This is a genomic window from Gluconacetobacter tumulisoli, assembly GCF_014174155.1.
GTDB lineage: Bacteria > Pseudomonadota > Alphaproteobacteria > Acetobacterales > Acetobacteraceae > Gluconacetobacter > Gluconacetobacter tumulisoli.
On record NZ_JABEQM010000013.1, the window covers coordinates 1 to 17274 of the forward strand.

Consider the following 17274-nt stretch of genomic DNA (forward strand, 5'->3'; position numbering starts at 1 on the left):
CACGCCCCACGCCTGCGCCCCGCCCCACGCCAGAACCGCAATCAGCCCACCCATCAGCACAAGGATCAACAGCGCGCATCCGCGCACCATCGTCGCGAAAATCGCGTCCCCGGACCGCCCTGGCGCCCGGCGCGCCGCCGGTGGGGCGGCAGGGGCCGATGGTACTGAACTCTCCATGCGGGAACGATCCATGCGGGCTCCGGCCAGATGTGGCGCTTCGTCAACCTTGTCGGTCGCACCCGGCCGGTATGATCCGGGGGCAATCAGACCGCTTCGGCAGTCTCCTACTGGACCCCCCTGCCTCCCTGCAACCTTCGATCGCCGAAGGTGGGCATTCGACGACCGTCGGTCAGGCGGCCCGCAGGCGCGACAACCTGTCGATCACCAGGTTGAAATAGCCCTCGGCATCCACCCTGTTCAACACCAGCGCGTTGGGGTGACGCCCCGAAACGCCCCACCAGTCGATGACCGTCATGCCCCGCGTCAATTCCCCATGGCATTCGATCCCGACATGGGCCAGGCGACCGCTGAACAGATGGGGTTGCAGCAGGGCCGCGATGACCGTGGGATCGTGCAGGGGACCGCCATCGGTGCCCCATTGGCGTTCGTTGAAGGTCTTGTTGAAGCGCAGCAGATGATAGAACGCCTCGGCAATCGGGGTGTCGATCGCACGCAGGCGCGCCATCCGTGCCGCCGTCGTCAGCGCGCGGTGCGTGCAATCCAGCGGGATCATGGTGATTGGCACGCCCGAGGCGAACACGCGGGACGCGGCCTCGGGGTCCACATGGATGTTGTATTCGGCGGCCGGGGTGATGTTCCCGCCCTCGGACCGCGCGCCGCCCATCAGCACGATACCATGCAGATGATCGGCCAGCCGGGGTTCGCGGATCATCGCCAGCGCGATGTTCGTCAACGGCGCGAGGCAGCAGAGCGTCACGCTGCCCGCCGGCCGGGCCATCACCAGTTCGACGATCCGGTCGGGGGCGAATCCCGCGGCAGGACGCAGGGCGGGTTCCGGCAGGTCGTAGCCGTCGAATCCGGTGGCGCCATGTACATGTTCGGCCGTCCGCAGCGTCCCCGCCAGCGGCCCCTCGGCCCCGGCATAGACCGGCACGTCGTCCCGTCCCGCCAGTTCCAGCGCCATCAGCGCGTTGCGGGTCGTCAGATGCAGGGGCACGTTCCCGCCGACGGTCGTCAGCGCCAGCACCTCCAGCTCGTCGGGCGACGCCAGGGCCATCAGGAACGCCACAGCGTCGTCCGGAGAGGGATCGGTATCGATGATGACGGGGCGGATCATGACGCGGCCTTCCTCGATCATTGCAGGCGGATGCGGTTGCGGGCGGCCCTGTCGTCCCCCGCCGCGCGCCGTCAGTCAACCACGCTGTCAGGCACCCAGTACAGCAGCCGCGCCAGCAGGCGGTCCACGCCCCACCACAGCAGCACCGTCATCGTCGCCAGCACCAGCAGGGCCGCGAACATCAGGTCGGTCTCGAATCGCGTGTTGGCCGTCTGCATCAGGAACCCCAGGCCCGACGAGGCGCCGACCCATTCCCCAACCACCGCCCCGATCGGCGCGATCGCCGTCGCCACCCGCAGCCCCGAACCGAACGCGGGCAGGGCGGCCGGCAGGCGGACATACACCAGCACCCGCCACGGCGCCGCCCCCATCGTCCGCGCCAGGTCCAGCCAGTCCGGCGGCGTCCGCCGCAGGCCGTCGAAGAAGGACGAGGTGATCGGAAAGAAGATCACCAGCACCGCCATCACCACCTTCGACGCGATCCCGAACCCGAACCACAGCACCAGCAGCGGCGCCAATGCAAAGACCGGCACCGCCTGGCTGAACAGTACCAGCGGCATCATCCACCGCCGGACGACCCCCGAAGCGGTCATCGCCAGCGCCAGGGCCGCCCCGCCCAGCATGCCCAATCCCAGCCCCAGGACGGTTTCCAGCAAGGTCGTGCCTGCGGCATCCGCCAGAAGCCCCCGCTGCATCCACATCGTGCGCATCACCGCATCCGGCGACGGCAGCAGATAAGGCGGCACGCCACCCAGGCGCGCAATGCCCCACCACAGGGCCGCCAGCCCGGCCAGCGTGACCAGCGGACGCACCGTCCGGGCCACGACCCGCCGCGCGGTCACGCGGCGATCCCGTCCAGCAGCCGCCGCATCAGGTGCCCCTGCCCCCGCAGCACGCCGGGATCGTCCGCCGGGCGCGGCGTGGCGCCGTCGGGCGTCGGAACCGGCGACAGGCGGGCGGGCGATCCCGCCAGCAGCAGGATCACCTGCCCCAGCCGGCAGGCCTCCAGCGGATCATGGGTGATCAGTACGACGGTCCGGTCCCGCAGCATGTCGGCAGCCAGGTCCTGCATGCGCGCCCGCGTCACGCTGTCCAGCGCGGAGAAGGGTTCGTCCATCAGCACGACCGGACGATCCTCGTACAAGGTTCGGGCCAGGGCGACCCGCTGCCGCATGCCGCCCGACAATTCCGACGGCAGGGCCTCAAGGCGGTCGCCCAGCCCGACACGGCGCAGCAGGGCCTCGGCCCGGTCGCGTGCGATCGGCGCGCCGCGCAGGCGCGCGCCCATCGTCACGTTGTCGATGACCCGCGCCCACGGCAGCAGCAGATCCTGCTGCCCCATCCAGGCGACACGCCCGGCCAGCGACATCGCGTCATCCGCCACGACACGCCCCGCCGTCGGCCGGTCCAGAAGCGCGATCGACCGCAACAGGCTGGTCTTGCCCACGCCGCTGGGGCCGAGCAGGACGCTGAACGTCCCGGCAGGAAAGGTGAAATCCAGCCCCTCGAACACGGGGCTTCCCGCATAGGACAGGCCCAGCCCCTCCAGCCGGATCGCCGGGGGGGCCTGCGTCACCGGCCGCGAACCGGGTAGGCGATCCCCAGCGCATCGCGCGCCGCCGTCGCAAGGCGATCGACACGCTCGTTGTTCTCGTCGCCGGAATGGCCGCGCACCCAGCGCCAGGTCACATCGTGCCGGGCGCTGACATCCAGCAGGCGCCGCCACAGGTCCATGTTGGCGACCGGATCGCCCGAGGCGTTGCGCCAGTTCCGGCGCACCCAGCCGGTGTGCCAGCGCGTGATCCCGTTGCGGACATATTCGCTGTCGGTATGCAGTACCACACGGCACGGGCGCTTCAGGGCCTCCAGCGCCTCGGCCGCCGCCGTCAGTTCCATGCGGTTGTTGGTCGTCTCGGCCGCCCCGCCCGAGATCTCGCGCTCCTGGCCGCGAAAGACCAGCAGTGCTGCCCAGCCCCCCGGCCCCGGATTGGGCTTGCAACCACCGTCGGTCCAGACCTCGACAAGCCCGAGATCCGTTTCGGCATCGGCCTCGACCGGCCGTTCCTGGTCAGAGGCCATAGGCCGCCCCCCCTTCGCGCACCGCGCGGTGGAATCGCAGGCGGCGCAGATACTCCAGCGGATCCTTGCGGGTGACCATCGCCCCCGCCGGCGTATTCACCCAGTCATACAGCCGGGTCAGCAGGAAACGCAGCGCGGCCCCCGATGCCAGCACCGGCAGCGACTGGCGTTCGGCCGGGGACAGCGGACGGACGCTTTCATATCCCGCGATCAGCGCACGTGATTTCGCGATATCGAACGACCCGTCGGCATCAAAGCACCACGCGTTCAGGCAGATCGCGATGTCGTAGGCCAGGATGTCGGTGCAGGCGAAATAGAAATCGATGATCCCCGAGACCTCGCCATCCAGGAAGAAGACATTGTCCGGGAACAGGTCGGCATGGATCTGCCCGCGCGGCAGGTCGGCATGGCCGCCGTGCCCCGGCCATGCGGGCAGGATCCCGGCCAGCGCCGCATCCAGTTCCCCCATCAGCCCGGGCTGGACCGAATCCCCGTCGGCCCGGCAGGCCGTTGCCAGCGCGGACCACGCGGCGGGCCCCAGCGCGTTCGGACGCACCGCGTCATAGCCCCGGCCGGCCACGTGCAGCGACGCCAGCGCCGCCCCCACGGGCGCGCAATGTTCCGGCAGCACCTGGCGGGGCCAGACGCCCGACAGGAAGGTCGTGACCGCCGCTGGCCGGCCGGCCAGCATGCGCAGCGCCACCCCGTCACGCGCCGGCACCGGGCGCGGGCAGGACAGGCCCTGATCCGACAGATACCCCATCAGGCCCAGGAACCACGGCAGATCGCCGGGATCGACCCGACGCTCATAGAGCGTCAGGATAAAGTCGCCGCCCGTCGTGCGCAGGACGAAATTGCTGTTTTCCACCCCTTCGGCGATCCCCCGGAACGCCGTGAGGTCGCCGATATCGTACTCGGACAGGAACGCCCGCAGCGCCCCGTCCGAAACATCCGTGTAGACGGCCATCGATGAAGGGTCTGGTCAGCCCAGCGGGGCCGGCAGGCGGAACGTCACGTTCTCTTCCTTGACGGTCCGCTCCTCGATTTCCAGCGTGTAGCGCTTGGCCAGGGCCGCCACCATTTCCTGCACCAGCGCCTCGGGCGCCGAGGCGCCGGCGGTGATGCCCAGCGTGTTCACGCCGTCCAGCACGGACCAGTCCAGGTCGCTCAGGCGCGGCACCAGCAGGGCGCGCGGCGCGCCGGAACGTTCCGCCACCTCGCGCAGGCGCTGCGAGTTGGAGGAATTCGGCGAACCGATCACGATCACCAGGTCGCACCCCGGGGCGATGGCCTTCACCGCTTCCTGCCGGTTGGTGGTGGCGTAGCAGATGTCCTCGCGCTTCGGCCCCTCGATCAGGGGAAACCGGCGGCGCAGGATGTCCACGATCTCGGCCGTGTCGTCGACCGACAGCGTGGTCTGGGTGATGAAGGCCAGGCGCGACGGGTCTGCCGGCTGGACGGTGCGGGCTTCCTCCGCATCGTTGATCAGGGTCACCGCGCCGGCCGGAAGCTGGCCCATCGTGCCGACGACCTCGGGGTGGCCGGCATGGCCGATCATCAGGATGTGGCGGCTGTCGGGCCCGCCATCGGCGAAATGACGCTCGGCCTCGCGATGGACCTTGGACACCAGCGGGCAGGTCGCATCCAGATACAGCAGGTTGCGGCGCTCGGCCTCGGCGGGAACGGTCTTGGGCACGCCATGGGCGGAAAAGACGACATGGCCGTCGGGCGGCACCTCGTCCAGTTCCTCGACGAAGATGGCGCCCTGGGCTTCCAGCTCCTCGACGACGGTGCGGTTATGCACGATCTCGTGCCGGACATAGACCGGCGCGCCATAGCGGCGGATCGCTTCCTCGACCACCCGGATGGCGCGGTCGACGCCGGCGCAGAACCCGCGCGGGCCGGCCAGAAGGACCTTCAGCGAGCGGGTCGACGCATCGGCGGGCACGGAATCGGGTGTCTGAATCATCTGGTCGGGCATGGTGTTCCCCAAACGTCCGGCGGGCGGTATAGGATACGGGCCGGGGGCAGCTTACCGGCCGGCCGCGCATCCAGGTGCTGGTCCGGCCCTACGCAAACCGGGACCGTGGCGCAAGCCATTTTCCTGCGACCCTGGTGCATTTGGACAGACCCGTCCAGCCGGAGCCACACCAGAATTCCGCCCGCACGGCGGAGCCGCGCCACCTGATCGAGAACGAGACCCCGGAACCAGCATGACCATCGCCATCCCGAACGGCCTGCGCCGCCTCTGCCGTCCCGTCGCCTTTCGTGGATTGGCGTTCCTGCCGCTCGCGCTCCTGCCCTCGGCCTGCCAGCTGGACGATCCGAACGCCTTCGCGCCGGCCTGTCCGGTCGTCGAGGTCCCGGGCGAGGCCGCGGACCTGGTGGCCTATGCCGGGGACGCGCACGACATCGCCCACATGACGACACGCGTCAGCCTGACCCGCGTCACCGGAAACTGCCAGCAGGGCAGCCGCGGCGGCAAGGGCCGGCCGCGATCGATCACCACCAATATCAGCGTGGGCATGGACGTCACGCGCGGCCCGGCGACCCGGGGCCGGACGGTCGAGGTCCCGTATTTCATCGCCGTCGTCTATGACGGCGAGATCAAGAGCAAGAAGCAGTTCGTGGAAACCATCGAATTTCCGCCGAACGTGACCCGGACGCTGACGCACACGCGCATCGTCCCCATCGACCTGCCGGTGTCTCACCGCGTCACGATCGACGGCTATCATATCGAGGTCGGGTTCCAGTTGACGCCGGACCAGCTGGCCTACAATCGCAGCCACCTGATCACGCCGTCATTCCACCCGCTCTGACCCGGTTCGCGCGGCCCCGTCCGGATCGCGTGCAGGAGTCTGTCCGACCGCGCCGAAGCATCCCGGATGGGCGCTTTCTATGGCCACCGATAGCGGACCGTCATGAACCCCAGGGTTTCATGAGGAAACTGCCCGTCCATCCGCAGGCCGCGCCGCTCGTAGAAGCGCCTTGCCGGATGGTTGTCGGCACTGGTCCGCAGCCGGAATCCGGCCGGCATCTCGCGCTTGGCCACAGTGAGAAGCACCGTTCCCACGCCGGCCCCTTTCATGGCGGGAGAGACGAAGAGCTGCCGCAGCCAACTCCTTTGCCGCTCGAACGCGAGGAAGCCCACGATTTCGGAACCATTGCAGGCGACATGGATGCTCCACGCGCACCGGCTCTCACGCGCGAGGCGGTCCTGATACTCCGCCAGGCTCGGCTCGGATTCCGGTGCAAGACCCGTCGAGAGCGCACTGCTCCGCCACAGTTGAGCCACCGTTTCAAGATCGCCGGCCTGGAACCCGCGCACATCGATATTCTGCATATGCGGCCTGATGGCGCAGCGTGATGACCCTGGCACTTCGAAACCGATGTCAGGGCCCCCTGATCGCGCTCGGCTCTGTAATCGGGATATGTTCCTTATTTCGCATAGATGCTGTCGAACACCCCGCCATCGGCGAAATGAGTCTTCTGCACGGCCGTCCATCCCCCCAGGCTGGCGACGTCGAACGTCTTGACCTTCGGGAACAGGTCGCCGGTCCCGGCCAGGATCGCCGGGTCCACTGGCCGGAAATAATGCTTCGCCCCGATCCGCTGTCCTTCCGGGGTGAACAGGAACTCCAGATAGGCGCGCGCGACCTCCGTCGTGCCATGGGCGGAGGCGTTGCGATCCACCACCGCAACCGGCGGTTCGGCCAGGACGGTCACCGGGGGCACGACGATGTCGAACGACTCCGGCCCGACATCCCGCGATGCCAGCAGGGCCTCGTCCTCCCACGCAAGCAGCACGTCGCCCAGCCCGCGCTGCACGAAGCTGTTGGTCGCGCCGCGCGCACCGGTGTCCAGCACCGGCACATGGGCGAACAGAGATTTCAGATAGGCGCGGGCCGTTGCCTCCGACCCGCCAGGCTGGTTCAGCGCCCAGCCCCACGCCGCCAGATAGTTCCAGCGCGCACCGCCCGACGTCTTGGGATTGGGGGTAATGACCTGCACCCCGTCGCGGATCAGGTCGGGCCAGTCATGGATCCCCTTGGGATTGCCCTTGCGGACCAGGAAGACGATGGTGCTGGTATAGGGCGTGGAATTATGCGGCAGGCGCTTCTGCCAGTCCGTCGCCAGCAGCCCGTGCGTGGCCAGGACATCGATGTCGTAGGCCAGCCCCAGCGTGACCACGTCGGCCGGGGCCCCCTCCAGCACCGCGCGAGACTGCGCGCCGGACCCGCCGTTCGAGGTCCGGACCGCAACCGCGGCGCCATTGTGGCTTTTCGCCCATGACGCGGCGAAGACGCGGTTGATATCGGCATAAAGCTCGCGCGTCGGATCATAGGACACGTTGAGCAGGGTGGTGGCCGCCTGGGCCGCCCGGGGGCGCAGACCCACGATGGAGGCCGCGCCGGCGACCGCGGCGCCGGCAAGAAACGTCCGGCGCGACGAAGAGAAAGGCGTGTGGGTCATGATACCACCCTGTTGCAGGCCGATCGCGACGTGGCCGGAGGCCGGATCGCGAAACGCGGCGCGTTGAGACAAAGGACCGGCCGGTACGTAACCGGCCTGGTCACGCACGAGGGCCCGAGTTAAGGCATCGGAAAGATCAGAACGCGGCCTGGACCCGGCCCGCAAGAACATTGCCGGTCCGGCCGAACAGGTTGACGCCGCCCGAGACGCCTTTCGAACGACTGACGATGAAATGGTCGTAGTCCAGCATGAACTTCACATGGGGGGTGGGGTACCAGTTCACGCCGCCCTGCCAGACCGTCTGCTGGTCGCCGTCGATCCCCGTTCCGCCCTGGCCTGCGACATCGCTCAGGTCCGTCACGCTCCAGCGGCCGTTGAGCTCCAACGCGCCCCAATGGTTGTGCAGGGGATCGAAATCGTACTCGACGCCGGGCGTCGTGAAGGCGGCGATCTTGGAGTTGTAGATTCGCGGTTTGCCGAACAGGGTATAGTTGGCCGCCACATACCAGCCATCGAAACCCAGCGAGGGCAGCGGGGAAGCGCCGGTAGTGTGACCGCGCTGCACGCCGATATGGTAATATTCGCCCTTCAGCAGGAAGCGTTGCCACCTGAAGGCCAGCTGGGGACCGGCGGCCCAGATCTGGGCGACATTGGTCAGGGCGCCCGATGTCAGCAGCGACGTCTCGCCCAGCGGGATTTCGGCATTGTCGCTGAAGGTGTAGGTGCGTCCGTTCGCATTCTGGTTGACCTTGAAGGCGCTCGTCGCGCCGGCGCCGACATGGACGTCGATGTCCTTGCTGACATAGGGGCGCCCGGCAACACGCACCATCCCGCCGGTCTGGCTGTCGGTGATCGTCGTATCCTTCGACCGGTCGCCGAATTTCTGTCCGGTGAAATAGGCCGCCGCCAGCCAGCGCTTTTCGTAATGCTCGCCCCCGACGCTGAATCGGGCGACGCCGCCGGCGATATTGCGCACCAGGTCGACGATCGTCGGACGCTCCAGGAATTCGAATGCCCCGGAACGTTCGGCGCTTTCCTCTTCCATGCGCGGCTGGAAATAGCCGACGGTCAGCGTCGTGTTGCGAAGCCCGGTATAGTTCAGGTTGGCCTCGAACAATCCCACCGATCCGTCGACCGAACTGGAGCCGAAATCGGGGGTGATGTTGGCCACCCAGTCCTTGTACCGCCAGGTGAAATAGAGGCGCAGCCGGCGCGCATTCTCGGTCAGCTTGTTGAAATTGCCGTTACCCTCGCCGGCTCGCGGACCGGCGCCGAGAAAGCCGCCGATATCTTCCTGCGCCAGCAGCCCGACCGAGAAGCTGTAGGCCCCGTCATCCGACGAGATGGTAGGACGGCCGGACGGGAAACCGATGCGCATGCCACCGATATGAACGCTTTCGTCCTTACTGGTCGCGGCCTTGAATTCCTCCCACGAGGCAATCGACCCTTCCAGCGCGGCCAGGCGTGAATCGGCGTCGGAACGCGGACGGTGCGGGCCGGCACCCTGGGGCTCGCCGATCGTCGGCAGCGGCCCGGTCCAGGGCTGGGGCTGGGGCCGGGCCTGGGCGTGACGCACCTCCTGCGGGGCAGGCGCGTGCGCCGTGCGCACGCCCGTCCGGGCAGCGCCCTCGGCGCGGGCGACGCGGGCGCGCAATTGCCCGATCTCGCCCAGCATGTCGCGCCGCATCTCCGCCATTTCGCGGCGCAGTTCCCGGATCTCGTCATCCTGCGGCGACGCCATGGCCATCCCCGGCGCGGCGACACCGGCCATGATGGTTGTCAGAAGCATGGCATCCCGCAACCGCGAACGAAAACGCATCCCAGACCGATCCCTTCAGGCCGACGCATGATTGGCGGAACCGGTCCACGCTCACGACGTCACGGTGATATGGTATTTTCACCATAAAAATAGTTAATATTTGAAATCAACACCACATTGAATCCGTTGTCAATTGCCCCCAAGTAGGCGCGAAATTAATGCACGCTCATTATACGTAATTTACGTGCTGCGGTTCCCCGCGCGCCGCGCCGACCGGCCGTCCGGCATGGAAACCGTCATATCCGGGGCCGGAATGACGACCGCTGACCGATGCCGAACGATGGTCTAGGGTAGCGGCGAACGATACGGCGACATCATGACGAATATGACATCCACCTCTCTCCCCATCTCCACGTCCCAGCGGGAAATGACGATCCGGGGCTTGATTCTCGGCGCCCTCATCACGGTGGTCTTCACGGCTTCGAATATCTATCTGGGCCTGAAGATCGGCCTGACGGTCGCATCCTCGATTCCGGCGGCGGTGATCTCGATGTCCGTCCTGCGCATGATGGGCGGCGCGACGATCCTGGAAAACAATCTGGTCCAGACCCAGGCATCTGCGGCGGGCACGCTGTCCTGCGTGTTCATCTCGTTCCCCTGCCTGGTCATGATCGGCTACTGGCAGCATTTCCCGTATCTCGAGACAATGCTGCTCTCGATGGTCGGGGGAATGACGGGCGTCCTGTTCACGGTCCCGCTGCGCCGCGCGATGGTGACGCACAGTTCCCTGCCCTACCCCGAAGGCGTGGCGGCGGCCGAAATTCTCAAGGCCGGGTCCGAGACCGGCGATCCCGACAGCCTGAAGGCGCTTCTGACCGGCGGCCTGATGTCGGCGGTGGTGACGCTGGCCACCGACGGGCTGCGCCTGCTGGCCGACGGGGCCGCCATGACGGCGACATGGGGCGGCGCGGTCTTCCGCGCCTCGACCGGCTTTTCGCTGGCACTGCTGGGCGCGGGCTATCTGGTCGGCATCGCCGGCGGCATCGCCATGCTGCTGGGCGCAGTGATCGCCTGGGGTGTGGCCGTCCCGATCCTCAGCACCATCCTGCCCAACCCGTCCCACCTGGCGCCGGCGGATTTCGCCACCGCGCTGTGGGCGCAGAAAGTCCGCTTCATGGGGGCGGGCACGATCTCGATCGCGGCCATCTGGACGTTGGCGATGCTGGCCCGCCCGGTCGCCGCCGGCATCCGCGACATGCTCCGCGCCGGCGCGACCATCGGGGACGCGGGCGATGACCGCGACCTGGCGCCACGCACGCTGGGCCTGCTGGCGGGCGCACTGCTGCTGGTGCTGTTCGGCCTGTTCGTCGCCTTCCAGGTGCCGGCGGCAACAAACGGCCACGCCATCATCACGGCAGCGCTGGCCGCCGTCGCATTCTGTGCGCTGTTCGGCTTCCTGGTGGCAGCCGCCTGCGGCTACATGGCGGGGATCGTCGGGTCGTCCTCATCGCCGCTGTCGGGCATCGCCATCATCGCGACGGTCATGATCGCCTCGTTCCTGCTGCTGCTGGAAGGGCTGGGCCTGCTGCCCGCCGAAATGTCGGCGAATGGCCACCACCTGGCCATCGCCTTCGCCCTGTTCCTGCTGTCGGCGATCGTCGCGTCGACGGCGATTTCCAACGACAATCTGCAGGACCTGAAGACCGGCCAACTGGTCGGCGCATCCCCATGGCGGCAGCAGGCCGCCCTGCTGGTCGGCTGCGCCAGCGGCGCGATCGTCATCCCGCCGGTGCTGGAACTGCTGTACCAGGCCTATGGCTTCGTCGGCGCGATGCCGCGCCCGGGCATGGATGCCAGCCACGCCCTCGCCGCGCCGCAGCCCGCGCTGCTGGTGACGCTCACGACCGGCATCTTCCTGCACCAGCTCGACTGGACGATGATCCTGCTGGGGGTCGGGCTGGGCGCGGTCCTGATCGCGACGGACCTGCTGCTGCGCCGACGCGGGGGCGCCCTGCCGCCGCTGGCGGTCGGCATCGGCCTGTACCTGCCCCCCGCCGTCAGTGTGACGCTGGCGATCGGCGCCGTGCTGGGGTGGGCCTGTACCCGACGCGCGACGCAAGGCGGCCGCAGCGCCCATGCCGAGACCGGAACCGGCACCATGCTGGCCTCCGGCTTCATCGTCGGCGAAAGCCTGACCGGCGTTCTGCTGGCCGCGATCGCCGGGGCGACGGGACGGGACGACACGCTGTCCGTCCTGCCGGCGGAGGCCGGCATGGTGCCCGGGCTGCTGGGCTTCGGGGTATTCGTCGCCATATGCATCTGGTTCGGCCGCAGCATACGGCGCGGGTGATCGTTCAAGAACTGCATGGAAACTGGCAAAGGACTGATCCGGTGATTCCCTTCTCGGTGCTCGACCTGTCGCTTATCGTCCGGGGCAGCGACGCCGCCACGGCGTTCCGCAACAGCCTGGCCTTGGCCCGGCATGCCGAATCCCTGGGCTTCAACCGCTACTGGGTGGCGGAACATCATTCCATGCCGGCCATCGCCTCGGCCGCGACGGCGGTCCTGATCGGGCATCTTGCGGCGGGGACGCGCACCATCCGGGTGGGTTCGGGCGGGATCATGCTGCCGAACCATGCGCCGCTGGCGATCGCCGAGCAGTTCGGCACGCTGGAAAGCCTGTTCCCCGGCCGCATCGACCTGGGCCTGGGCCGCGCCCCGGGATCGGACCAGGAAACCATGCGCGCCCTGCGCCGCGATCCGGCCAGCGCCGACCGCTTCCCGCAGGACGTGGTCGAGCTGCTGCATTATTTCGATCCGCCCTCACCCGGCCAGCGGGTGCGGGCCATCCCGGGCGCCGGGCTGGATATTCCGGTGTGGCTACTGGGGTCTTCCCTGTTCTCGGCGCACCTGGCGGCGTCGCTGGGCCTGCCCTTCGCCTTCGCCTCGCATTTCGCGCCCGACCAGATGGAGGACGCGGTGGCCCTGTATCGCCACCGCTTCACCCCGTCCCGGCATCTCGACGCGCCTTACGTCATGCTGGGGCTGAACGTCGTGGCGGCCGACAGCGACGATGCGGCGCGCCTGCTGTTCACCTCGCACCAGCAGCAATTCGTGGCCCTGCGCCGGGGCATGCCCGGGCAGTTTCCACCCCCCGTCGCCTCGACCGACGGGTTGTGGACACCGGCGGAACAGGCGGGGATCGACCGGGCGCTGGCATGTTCCGTGGTCGGGGGACCTGCTGCCACGCGGGCGGGCATCCATGCCTTCATCGCACGGCACCGCCCGGACGAACTGATGATCGTCGGCGCCATCCACGACCACACGGCGCGCCTGCGGTCGTTCGGGATCGCGGCCGCCGCGCGACAGGACTAAACGCCCGGGTCAAAGACGATGATGGACGGCCCGACCCGGCGATGCGATGATCGGGCCATGCCCATCCAGTTCAAAGACCTCGATTTCCCGTCGCCCACGGCCGACAGCCTCGCCGCCGCCTTCGACCGCGTCACGGCGTTGCTGGACGGCGGCAGGCGGGACGATGCCCTGTCCCTGTTCGATACCGAACGCCGCGCCTACGACAGTTGGGCGTCGCTGGTCGCGCTGCGGTTCGCGCAGGATACGACGGACCCCAGGGCGAAGGCCGACCGGGACCTGGCCGACAGCCTGACGCCCCTCGTTACCGGGCACGAGGTCGCGATCAAGCGCCGACTGCTGGACGATCCCGACCGGGCGGGCCTGACGACGGCCATCGGCACCCATGCCGTGCAACTTTGGGAAACCGACATCACGACCTTCGACCCGCGCATCCGCGACGCGCTGGAGGAAGAAGCCCGGCTGGGCGGTGAATACACCGCCCTTCTGGCCTCCGCCCGGGTGACCGTAGCGGGACAGACCGTCAACCTGTCGGGGCTGGCGCCGTTCGCCGAAAGCCTGGACCGTGCCACCCGGCACGAGGCCGAACAGGCGCGCTGGACGTTCTTTGCCGAGCACGGGGCGAAGCTCGATTCGCTGTACGACCGGCTGGTCCAGGTCCGCCACGGCATGGCCAGGACGCTGGGCTATGACAGCTATACCCCGCTGGGCTACCGGCGGATGCGCCGGGTCGATTACGGCCCGGCCGAAGTCGCCCGCTTCCGCGACGACGTGCTGAACCATGTCGTGCCGCTGGTACAGGCGATCCTGGAAAACCGGCGCCTGACCATGAACTGGGACCGGCTGCGGGCCTGGGACGAACCGCTGATCGACCCGCTGGGCAACCCCAGACCCGTCGGCGATCACGACCTGCTGGTCGCGCGCGCGCAAACCATGTTCGACCGGCTGGGCGGCGATCTGGGGAACTTTTACCGCCAGATGGTCGAGGGCGGGTTCCTTGACCTCCGCAATCGGGAGGGCAAGGCCGGCGGCGGATTCTGCACCGCGTTCCCCAGCGTCGGCATGCCGTTCATCTTCGCCAATTTCAACGGCACGCAGCACGACATCAACGTCTTCACCCACGAAATGGGGCATGCCTACCAGAACTGGAAAAGCCGGGACCTCCCGGGCATCGACCTGCTCTGGCCGACGATGGACGCGGCCGAGATCAATTCGATGGCGCTGGAATTCCTGACCTGGCCGCAGATGGACCTGATGGTCGAGGACGGGCTGGCGGACCGCTTCCGCCGCATGCACCTGATCGGCTCACTGTCCTTCCTGCCCTATGGGGCCTGCGTCGATCACTTCCAGCATGAAGTCTATGCCCGTCCGGACATGACGCCGGACGAACGGCACGCGACCTGGCAGCGGCTGGAAAAGCTCTATCTGCCCTGGCGGGATTACGGCGACCTCGCCTGGCCGTCCAAGGGTGGACGGTGGCAGGCGCAGGGCCATATCTACCGGTCACCCTTCTATTACATCGACTATACCCTGGCCCTGTGCTGCGCGATGCAGTTCTGGCTGCACAGCCGCACCGACCACGCGGGGGCGATGGCGGTCTATACCGACCTGTGCTCGCTGGGCGGGTCGCAGCCTTTCACCGGTCTGGTCGCCGCCGCCGGCCTGGACAGCCCCTTCGAACCGGGCACCCTTGCCGACATCGTGCAGGAAGCCGAGCGCGTCCTGCAGATGCGCTGACATCCCGTCACGGTCCCTGAGATCACGGTCTCTGAGACACTGATTTAAAATTCGTTCTGTCGAGTGAAAGTGCCGCATAGCGCGGCGCGCGCATTGATGATCGAGAGCACCATGGCGCAGGAAAAACGCGTCGCATCACCAATGGACGAATTTAGACTCGTCTCTAACGCGCGTTCCACGCCGCCAGCAGGTCCACCACCGCCTGCGACGACATGTGCCGCGCGTCGCCCAGCGCCAGCGTCCCGTCGGGGTTCAGCAACCGGCCCTGCGGCGTGATGATCAGGACCGTCGGCACCGCCTTGATGGTCACCCCATAGCGCTGCGCGATATCCAGGTTGGTGTTGATACGCCCGACATTGACCGTCACCTCGACGAAATGCGCATCGATCCACGGCGCGACCTGCGGCAGGCGCAGCACGCCGGCCATCAGGCGGCAGTCCGGGCACCAGTTCCCCCCGAAATCCAGCAGCACGTTCTTCCCGCTGGCCTGTGCGGCGCGAAAGGCGGCGGCGACCTGCGCCGGGGCATCGGCGGGCGAGCCATATGGGGCGGGAACGGCGGTGGGCATTGCCTGCCCCACCTGCGGCACCGGATTCGACGGCACGGCGGCCTGGGCCGGCACGGCCGTCACGATACCCAGCAGGGCGGACAGGGGCAGGAGGCGACGAAGGGACATGGTGGTGACAATCCGATGACAGAAGAAAATGACGGGATGAACGAGGCATAATGTCGCGTTAACATGGACCCCACGCAAGCTGCGCCATACAGGCCGCGGTCCATCCCCACCGCGCCAAGCGCGCGCCATGCAATTCAAGGATTCGCCCCCGCATGACAATGGCGCCACAGCCCAGCGTCGCCCGCACCCTGATCAAGACCCTGGCCCTCGTCAGCGTGACGGCGGCCCTGATGGCCAGCCTGCGTTTCAGTGCCGTCGTGGCCGGCTGGGTCGACCGGGTTGCCGGAACACGGCTGTGGAGCAGCCTGTACCGCCTGGCCGGGGCGTCGGACGCGCTGTCGCGCGAACGCATGATCATGGCCGGTGTCACCGTCACATGCTTCGTCCTGGCGCTGCCGATCGTCCAGGCCGGCGAATGGTGCGTGGAGCGCGTGCGGGGCCGCCGCGGCTGACGCGGATCACGTCCGGCCGGTCAGTCCGGTCGCGGGATAGTCCGGCCCGGATCGCGATCCCAGAAGAACGTCAGCTCGTGCTTGTTGTGCCACAGATGCTGCACGCGGCCGCCCGGGATTGCCGCGAATGCCTCGGCGGTCTCGTGGTCGGTCCCACCCTGGAACTTGATGGTCATCACGATGCGGCGGGCGGTCCCGGCCGCCACCCATCGCCGCGCCAGCGCCAGCAGGCGCGGCGGATAGGCGATGATATCGGAAAACATCCAGTCCACCGGTCCCATATCGGCCGGATTGATCCCGAACGCACTGTCCCGCCGGGCCGCCACCCCCGGCATCGCGGCGACACGGGGGTCGAGGTCGGCGCGATCCACCGCCGTGACCCCTGCCCCGCATTGGGCGATCGCCCACGTCCAGCCGCCGGGTGACGCGCCCAGATCGACACAGGTCTCACCCGCGCTCGGCCAGACGCCCAGCCGGGCGCAGGCCTCCCACAGCTTCAGATAGGCCCGCGACGGCGGACCGACCCGGTCCTCGACGAACTGAACCGCGCCATTGACGAAGGGCGACGTCTTGCGCGTCGACAGCAGCATCATGTCGGGGGCGAGCAATGTCCACGCCCCCAGATGCCCCGTGGGTGCCGCCCCCGGGAACACCAGCGGCCGCGCGCGAACCGGCGGCAGGCGCGCCTCGATCAGCGCGGCGCGGCGATGATGACCCACCGCATGGCAGGCCCAGTTCCGCTGGCGCGCCCGCAGCAGCGCGGCGGCAGCACCGATCGAGGGCACCGGATGCAGTTCGGGGGCCAGCCAGGTGTCCAGTGCCCACGCGGCCTCGACCGGCGGGGCCGACGACAGCGCCAGCCGTCCATGCCAGCCCATGGGTTCGACACCCTTGCGACGCAATTCCTCGGTCAGGGGGTCTTCGAATCCTTCTGCGGCCAGATAGGCCGCGCGGACGGGATGCGGCAGCGCGGGCGGCGGTGCGACCGGCTGATCCGATGAGGATGTCGTCATCATGCCGTCAGGCGCGCATCGCATCCACGGCCAGCAGCAGCCACGCCAGCATCAGCGTACTGCCACCGGTCGGCGCCACGGGGCCGAGATGGATGCCCGTCACCCCGGTCCAGGCCACCGCCCCGCAAAACAGGATCGTCCCCACCGCGAATCCGCATCCCGACAGCAGCAGCAGGATCCGCCGTCCGCGCTGGGCCAGCAGCACGCCCACCACCAGCAGCGCCAGCGCGTGCCACATGCCCATCTGCACGGCCTCGCGCGCCAGGGCGCGGCCGCCCGGGGCGAAGGCCGGGTCGGGCAGGTGCGCCGCCAGCGCGCCACCGGCCACCGACAGCAACCCCGCCAGGCCGCCGACGATCTGGAAGGACCGGGCGGACCGGGGCGGGGAAAATGGAAAAACAGGCAGGACCGTCATG

At 68.3% G+C, this 17274-nt stretch carries 17 protein-coding genes; 5 read left to right on the forward strand and 12 right to left on the reverse strand.

What is annotated here, in order from left to right; translation table 11 throughout:
* Nucleotides 1-349 precede the first annotated feature (349 nt).
* From HLH28_RS14305 to ispH, 6 genes are all read right to left on the reverse strand, one after another.
* A complete protein-coding gene (locus HLH28_RS14305; RefSeq protein WP_182960375.1) occupies nt 350-1297 on the reverse strand; it encodes a nucleoside hydrolase in 948 nt (315 codons plus the stop codon).
* Nucleotides 1298-1368: 71 nt separating this feature from the next.
* The gene (locus HLH28_RS14310; protein WP_182960378.1) at nt 1369-2139 is read right to left on the reverse strand and encodes an ABC transporter permease subunit; all 771 of its coding nucleotides are present in this window, start codon (nt 2137-2139) and stop codon (nt 1369-1371) included.
* On the reverse strand, nt 2136-2873 hold the full coding sequence (locus tag HLH28_RS14315) for an ATP-binding cassette domain-containing protein (RefSeq protein WP_182960380.1): 738 nt from the start codon (nt 2871-2873) through the stop codon (nt 2136-2138). Before HLH28_RS14315 ends, HLH28_RS14310 begins: the two co-directional genes overlap by 4 nt.
* On the reverse strand, nt 2870-3376 hold the full coding sequence (gene rnhA / locus HLH28_RS14320; RefSeq protein ID WP_182960382.1) for a ribonuclease HI: 507 nt from the start codon (nt 3374-3376) through the stop codon (nt 2870-2872). The genes HLH28_RS14315 and rnhA overlap by 4 nt, the downstream gene beginning before the upstream one ends.
* Nucleotides 3366-4343, reverse strand: a complete 978-nt coding sequence (locus HLH28_RS14325; RefSeq protein ID WP_182960384.1) for a homoserine kinase — start codon at nt 4341-4343, stop codon at nt 3366-3368. Before HLH28_RS14325 ends, rnhA begins: the two co-directional genes overlap by 11 nt.
* Nucleotides 4344-4358: 15 nt before the next feature.
* Entirely contained in the window at nt 4359-5357 is a 999-nt protein-coding gene (ispH, locus tag HLH28_RS14330; protein WP_182960386.1) for a 4-hydroxy-3-methylbut-2-enyl diphosphate reductase, read from the reverse strand.
* A gap of 232 nt (nt 5358-5589) precedes the next feature.
* On the opposite strand from ispH, the gene HLH28_RS14335 reads away from it, so the two are divergent.
* Nucleotides 5590-6195: a hypothetical protein gene (locus HLH28_RS14335; RefSeq protein ID WP_182960389.1), complete on the forward strand. Its 606-nt coding sequence runs from the start codon at nt 5590-5592 to the stop codon at nt 6193-6195.
* 77 nt (nt 6196-6272) lie between these two features.
* Here the strand turns inward: HLH28_RS14335 and HLH28_RS14340 are convergent, their stop codons facing one another.
* From HLH28_RS14340 to HLH28_RS14350, 3 genes are all read right to left on the reverse strand, one after another.
* On the reverse strand, nt 6273-6719 hold the full coding sequence (locus HLH28_RS14340) for a GNAT family N-acetyltransferase (RefSeq protein WP_182960391.1): 447 nt from the start codon (nt 6717-6719) through the stop codon (nt 6273-6275).
* 95 nt (nt 6720-6814) lie between these two features.
* Nucleotides 6815-7849 carry a sulfate ABC transporter substrate-binding protein gene (locus HLH28_RS14345; RefSeq protein WP_182960393.1) on the reverse strand — a complete coding sequence of 345 codons (1035 nt, stop codon included), beginning with the start codon at nt 7847-7849 and terminating at the stop codon, nt 6815-6817.
* Nucleotides 7850-7985: 136 nt separating this feature from the next.
* Nucleotides 7986-9638 carry an OprO/OprP family phosphate-selective porin gene (locus tag HLH28_RS14350; protein ID WP_246396219.1) on the reverse strand — a complete coding sequence of 551 codons (1653 nt, stop codon included), beginning with the start codon at nt 9636-9638 and terminating at the stop codon, nt 7986-7988.
* Between the two features lie 355 nt (nt 9639-9993).
* On the opposite strand from HLH28_RS14350, the gene HLH28_RS14355 reads away from it, so the two are divergent.
* Genes HLH28_RS14355 through HLH28_RS14365 form a run of 3 tightly spaced genes read left to right on the forward strand, consistent with a single transcriptional unit; the run spans nt 9994 to nt 14717 of the window.
* Nucleotides 9994-11958 carry an OPT family oligopeptide transporter gene (locus HLH28_RS14355; protein ID WP_182960540.1) on the forward strand — a complete coding sequence of 655 codons (1965 nt, stop codon included), beginning with the start codon at nt 9994-9996 and terminating at the stop codon, nt 11956-11958.
* 41 nt (nt 11959-11999) lie between these two features.
* Complete coding sequence (locus HLH28_RS14360) at nt 12000-12983, forward strand: MsnO8 family LLM class oxidoreductase (protein WP_182960397.1); 984 nt, start codon at nt 12000-12002, stop codon at nt 12981-12983.
* Nucleotides 12984-13040: 57 nt separating this feature from the next.
* Nucleotides 13041-14717 carry a M3 family oligoendopeptidase gene (locus HLH28_RS14365; protein WP_182960399.1) on the forward strand — a complete coding sequence of 559 codons (1677 nt, stop codon included), beginning with the start codon at nt 13041-13043 and terminating at the stop codon, nt 14715-14717.
* 163 nt (nt 14718-14880) lie between these two features.
* Here the strand turns inward: HLH28_RS14365 and HLH28_RS14370 are convergent, their stop codons facing one another.
* On the reverse strand, nt 14881-15393 hold the full coding sequence (locus HLH28_RS14370) for a thioredoxin family protein (protein WP_182960401.1): 513 nt from the start codon (nt 15391-15393) through the stop codon (nt 14881-14883).
* A 152-nt stretch (nt 15394-15545) separates the two neighbouring features.
* Here HLH28_RS14370 and HLH28_RS14375 point away from each other — a divergent pair, with 152 nt between their 5' ends.
* Entirely contained in the window at nt 15546-15845 is a 300-nt protein-coding gene (locus HLH28_RS14375; RefSeq protein WP_182960403.1) for a hypothetical protein, read from the forward strand.
* Nucleotides 15846-15865: 20 nt separating this feature from the next.
* Here HLH28_RS14375 and HLH28_RS14380 read toward each other — a convergent pair whose 3' ends face one another.
* Together HLH28_RS14380 and HLH28_RS14385 are read right to left on the reverse strand one after the other, a co-directional pair.
* Nucleotides 15866-16858 carry an SAM-dependent methyltransferase gene (locus tag HLH28_RS14380; RefSeq protein WP_408869854.1) on the reverse strand — a complete coding sequence of 331 codons (993 nt, stop codon included), beginning with the start codon at nt 16856-16858 and terminating at the stop codon, nt 15866-15868.
* A gap of 7 nt (nt 16859-16865) precedes the next feature.
* Nucleotides 16866-17273 carry a DUF423 domain-containing protein gene (locus HLH28_RS14385; RefSeq protein WP_182960407.1) on the reverse strand — a complete coding sequence of 136 codons (408 nt, stop codon included), beginning with the start codon at nt 17271-17273 and terminating at the stop codon, nt 16866-16868.
* Nucleotide 17274: the final 1 nt, after the last annotated feature.

Bases quoted from the DNA above. Each gene is read 5' to 3' on its own strand.
- HLH28_RS14305 (WP_182960375.1), bottom strand. From the start codon at position 1,297: ATGATCCGCCCCGTCATCATCGATACCGATCCCTCTCCGGACGACGCT.
- HLH28_RS14335 (WP_182960389.1), top strand. From the start codon at position 5,590: ATGACCATCGCCATCCCGAACGGCCTGCGCCGCCTCTGCCGTCCCGTC.
- HLH28_RS14340 (WP_182960391.1), bottom strand. From the start codon at position 6,719: ATGCAGAATATCGATGTGCGCGGGTTCCAGGCCGGCGATCTTGAAACG.
- rnhA (WP_182960382.1), bottom strand. From the start codon at position 3,376: ATGGCCTCTGACCAGGAACGGCCGGTCGAGGCCGATGCCGAAACGGAT.
- HLH28_RS14375 (WP_182960403.1), top strand. From the start codon at position 15,546: ATGACAATGGCGCCACAGCCCAGCGTCGCCCGCACCCTGATCAAGACC.
- HLH28_RS14355 (WP_182960540.1), top strand. From the start codon at position 9,994: ATGACATCCACCTCTCTCCCCATCTCCACGTCCCAGCGGGAAATGACG.
- HLH28_RS14325 (WP_182960384.1), bottom strand. From the start codon at position 4,343: ATGGCCGTCTACACGGATGTTTCGGACGGGGCGCTGCGGGCGTTCCTG.
- HLH28_RS14345 (WP_182960393.1), bottom strand. From the start codon at position 7,849: ATGACCCACACGCCTTTCTCTTCGTCGCGCCGGACGTTTCTTGCCGGC.
- HLH28_RS14370 (WP_182960401.1), bottom strand. From the start codon at position 15,393: ATGTCCCTTCGTCGCCTCCTGCCCCTGTCCGCCCTGCTGGGTATCGTG.
- ispH (WP_182960386.1), bottom strand. From the start codon at position 5,357: ATGCCCGACCAGATGATTCAGACACCCGATTCCGTGCCCGCCGATGCG.
- HLH28_RS14350 (WP_246396219.1), bottom strand. From the start codon at position 9,638: ATGCTTCTGACAACCATCATGGCCGGTGTCGCCGCGCCGGGGATGGCC.
- HLH28_RS14380 (WP_408869854.1), bottom strand. From the start codon at position 16,858: ATGACGACATCCTCATCGGATCAGCCGGTCGCACCGCCGCCCGCGCTG.
- HLH28_RS14365 (WP_182960399.1), top strand. From the start codon at position 13,041: ATGCCCATCCAGTTCAAAGACCTCGATTTCCCGTCGCCCACGGCCGAC.
- HLH28_RS14385 (WP_182960407.1), bottom strand. From the start codon at position 17,273: ATGACGGTCCTGCCTGTTTTTCCATTTTCCCCGCCCCGGTCCGCCCGG.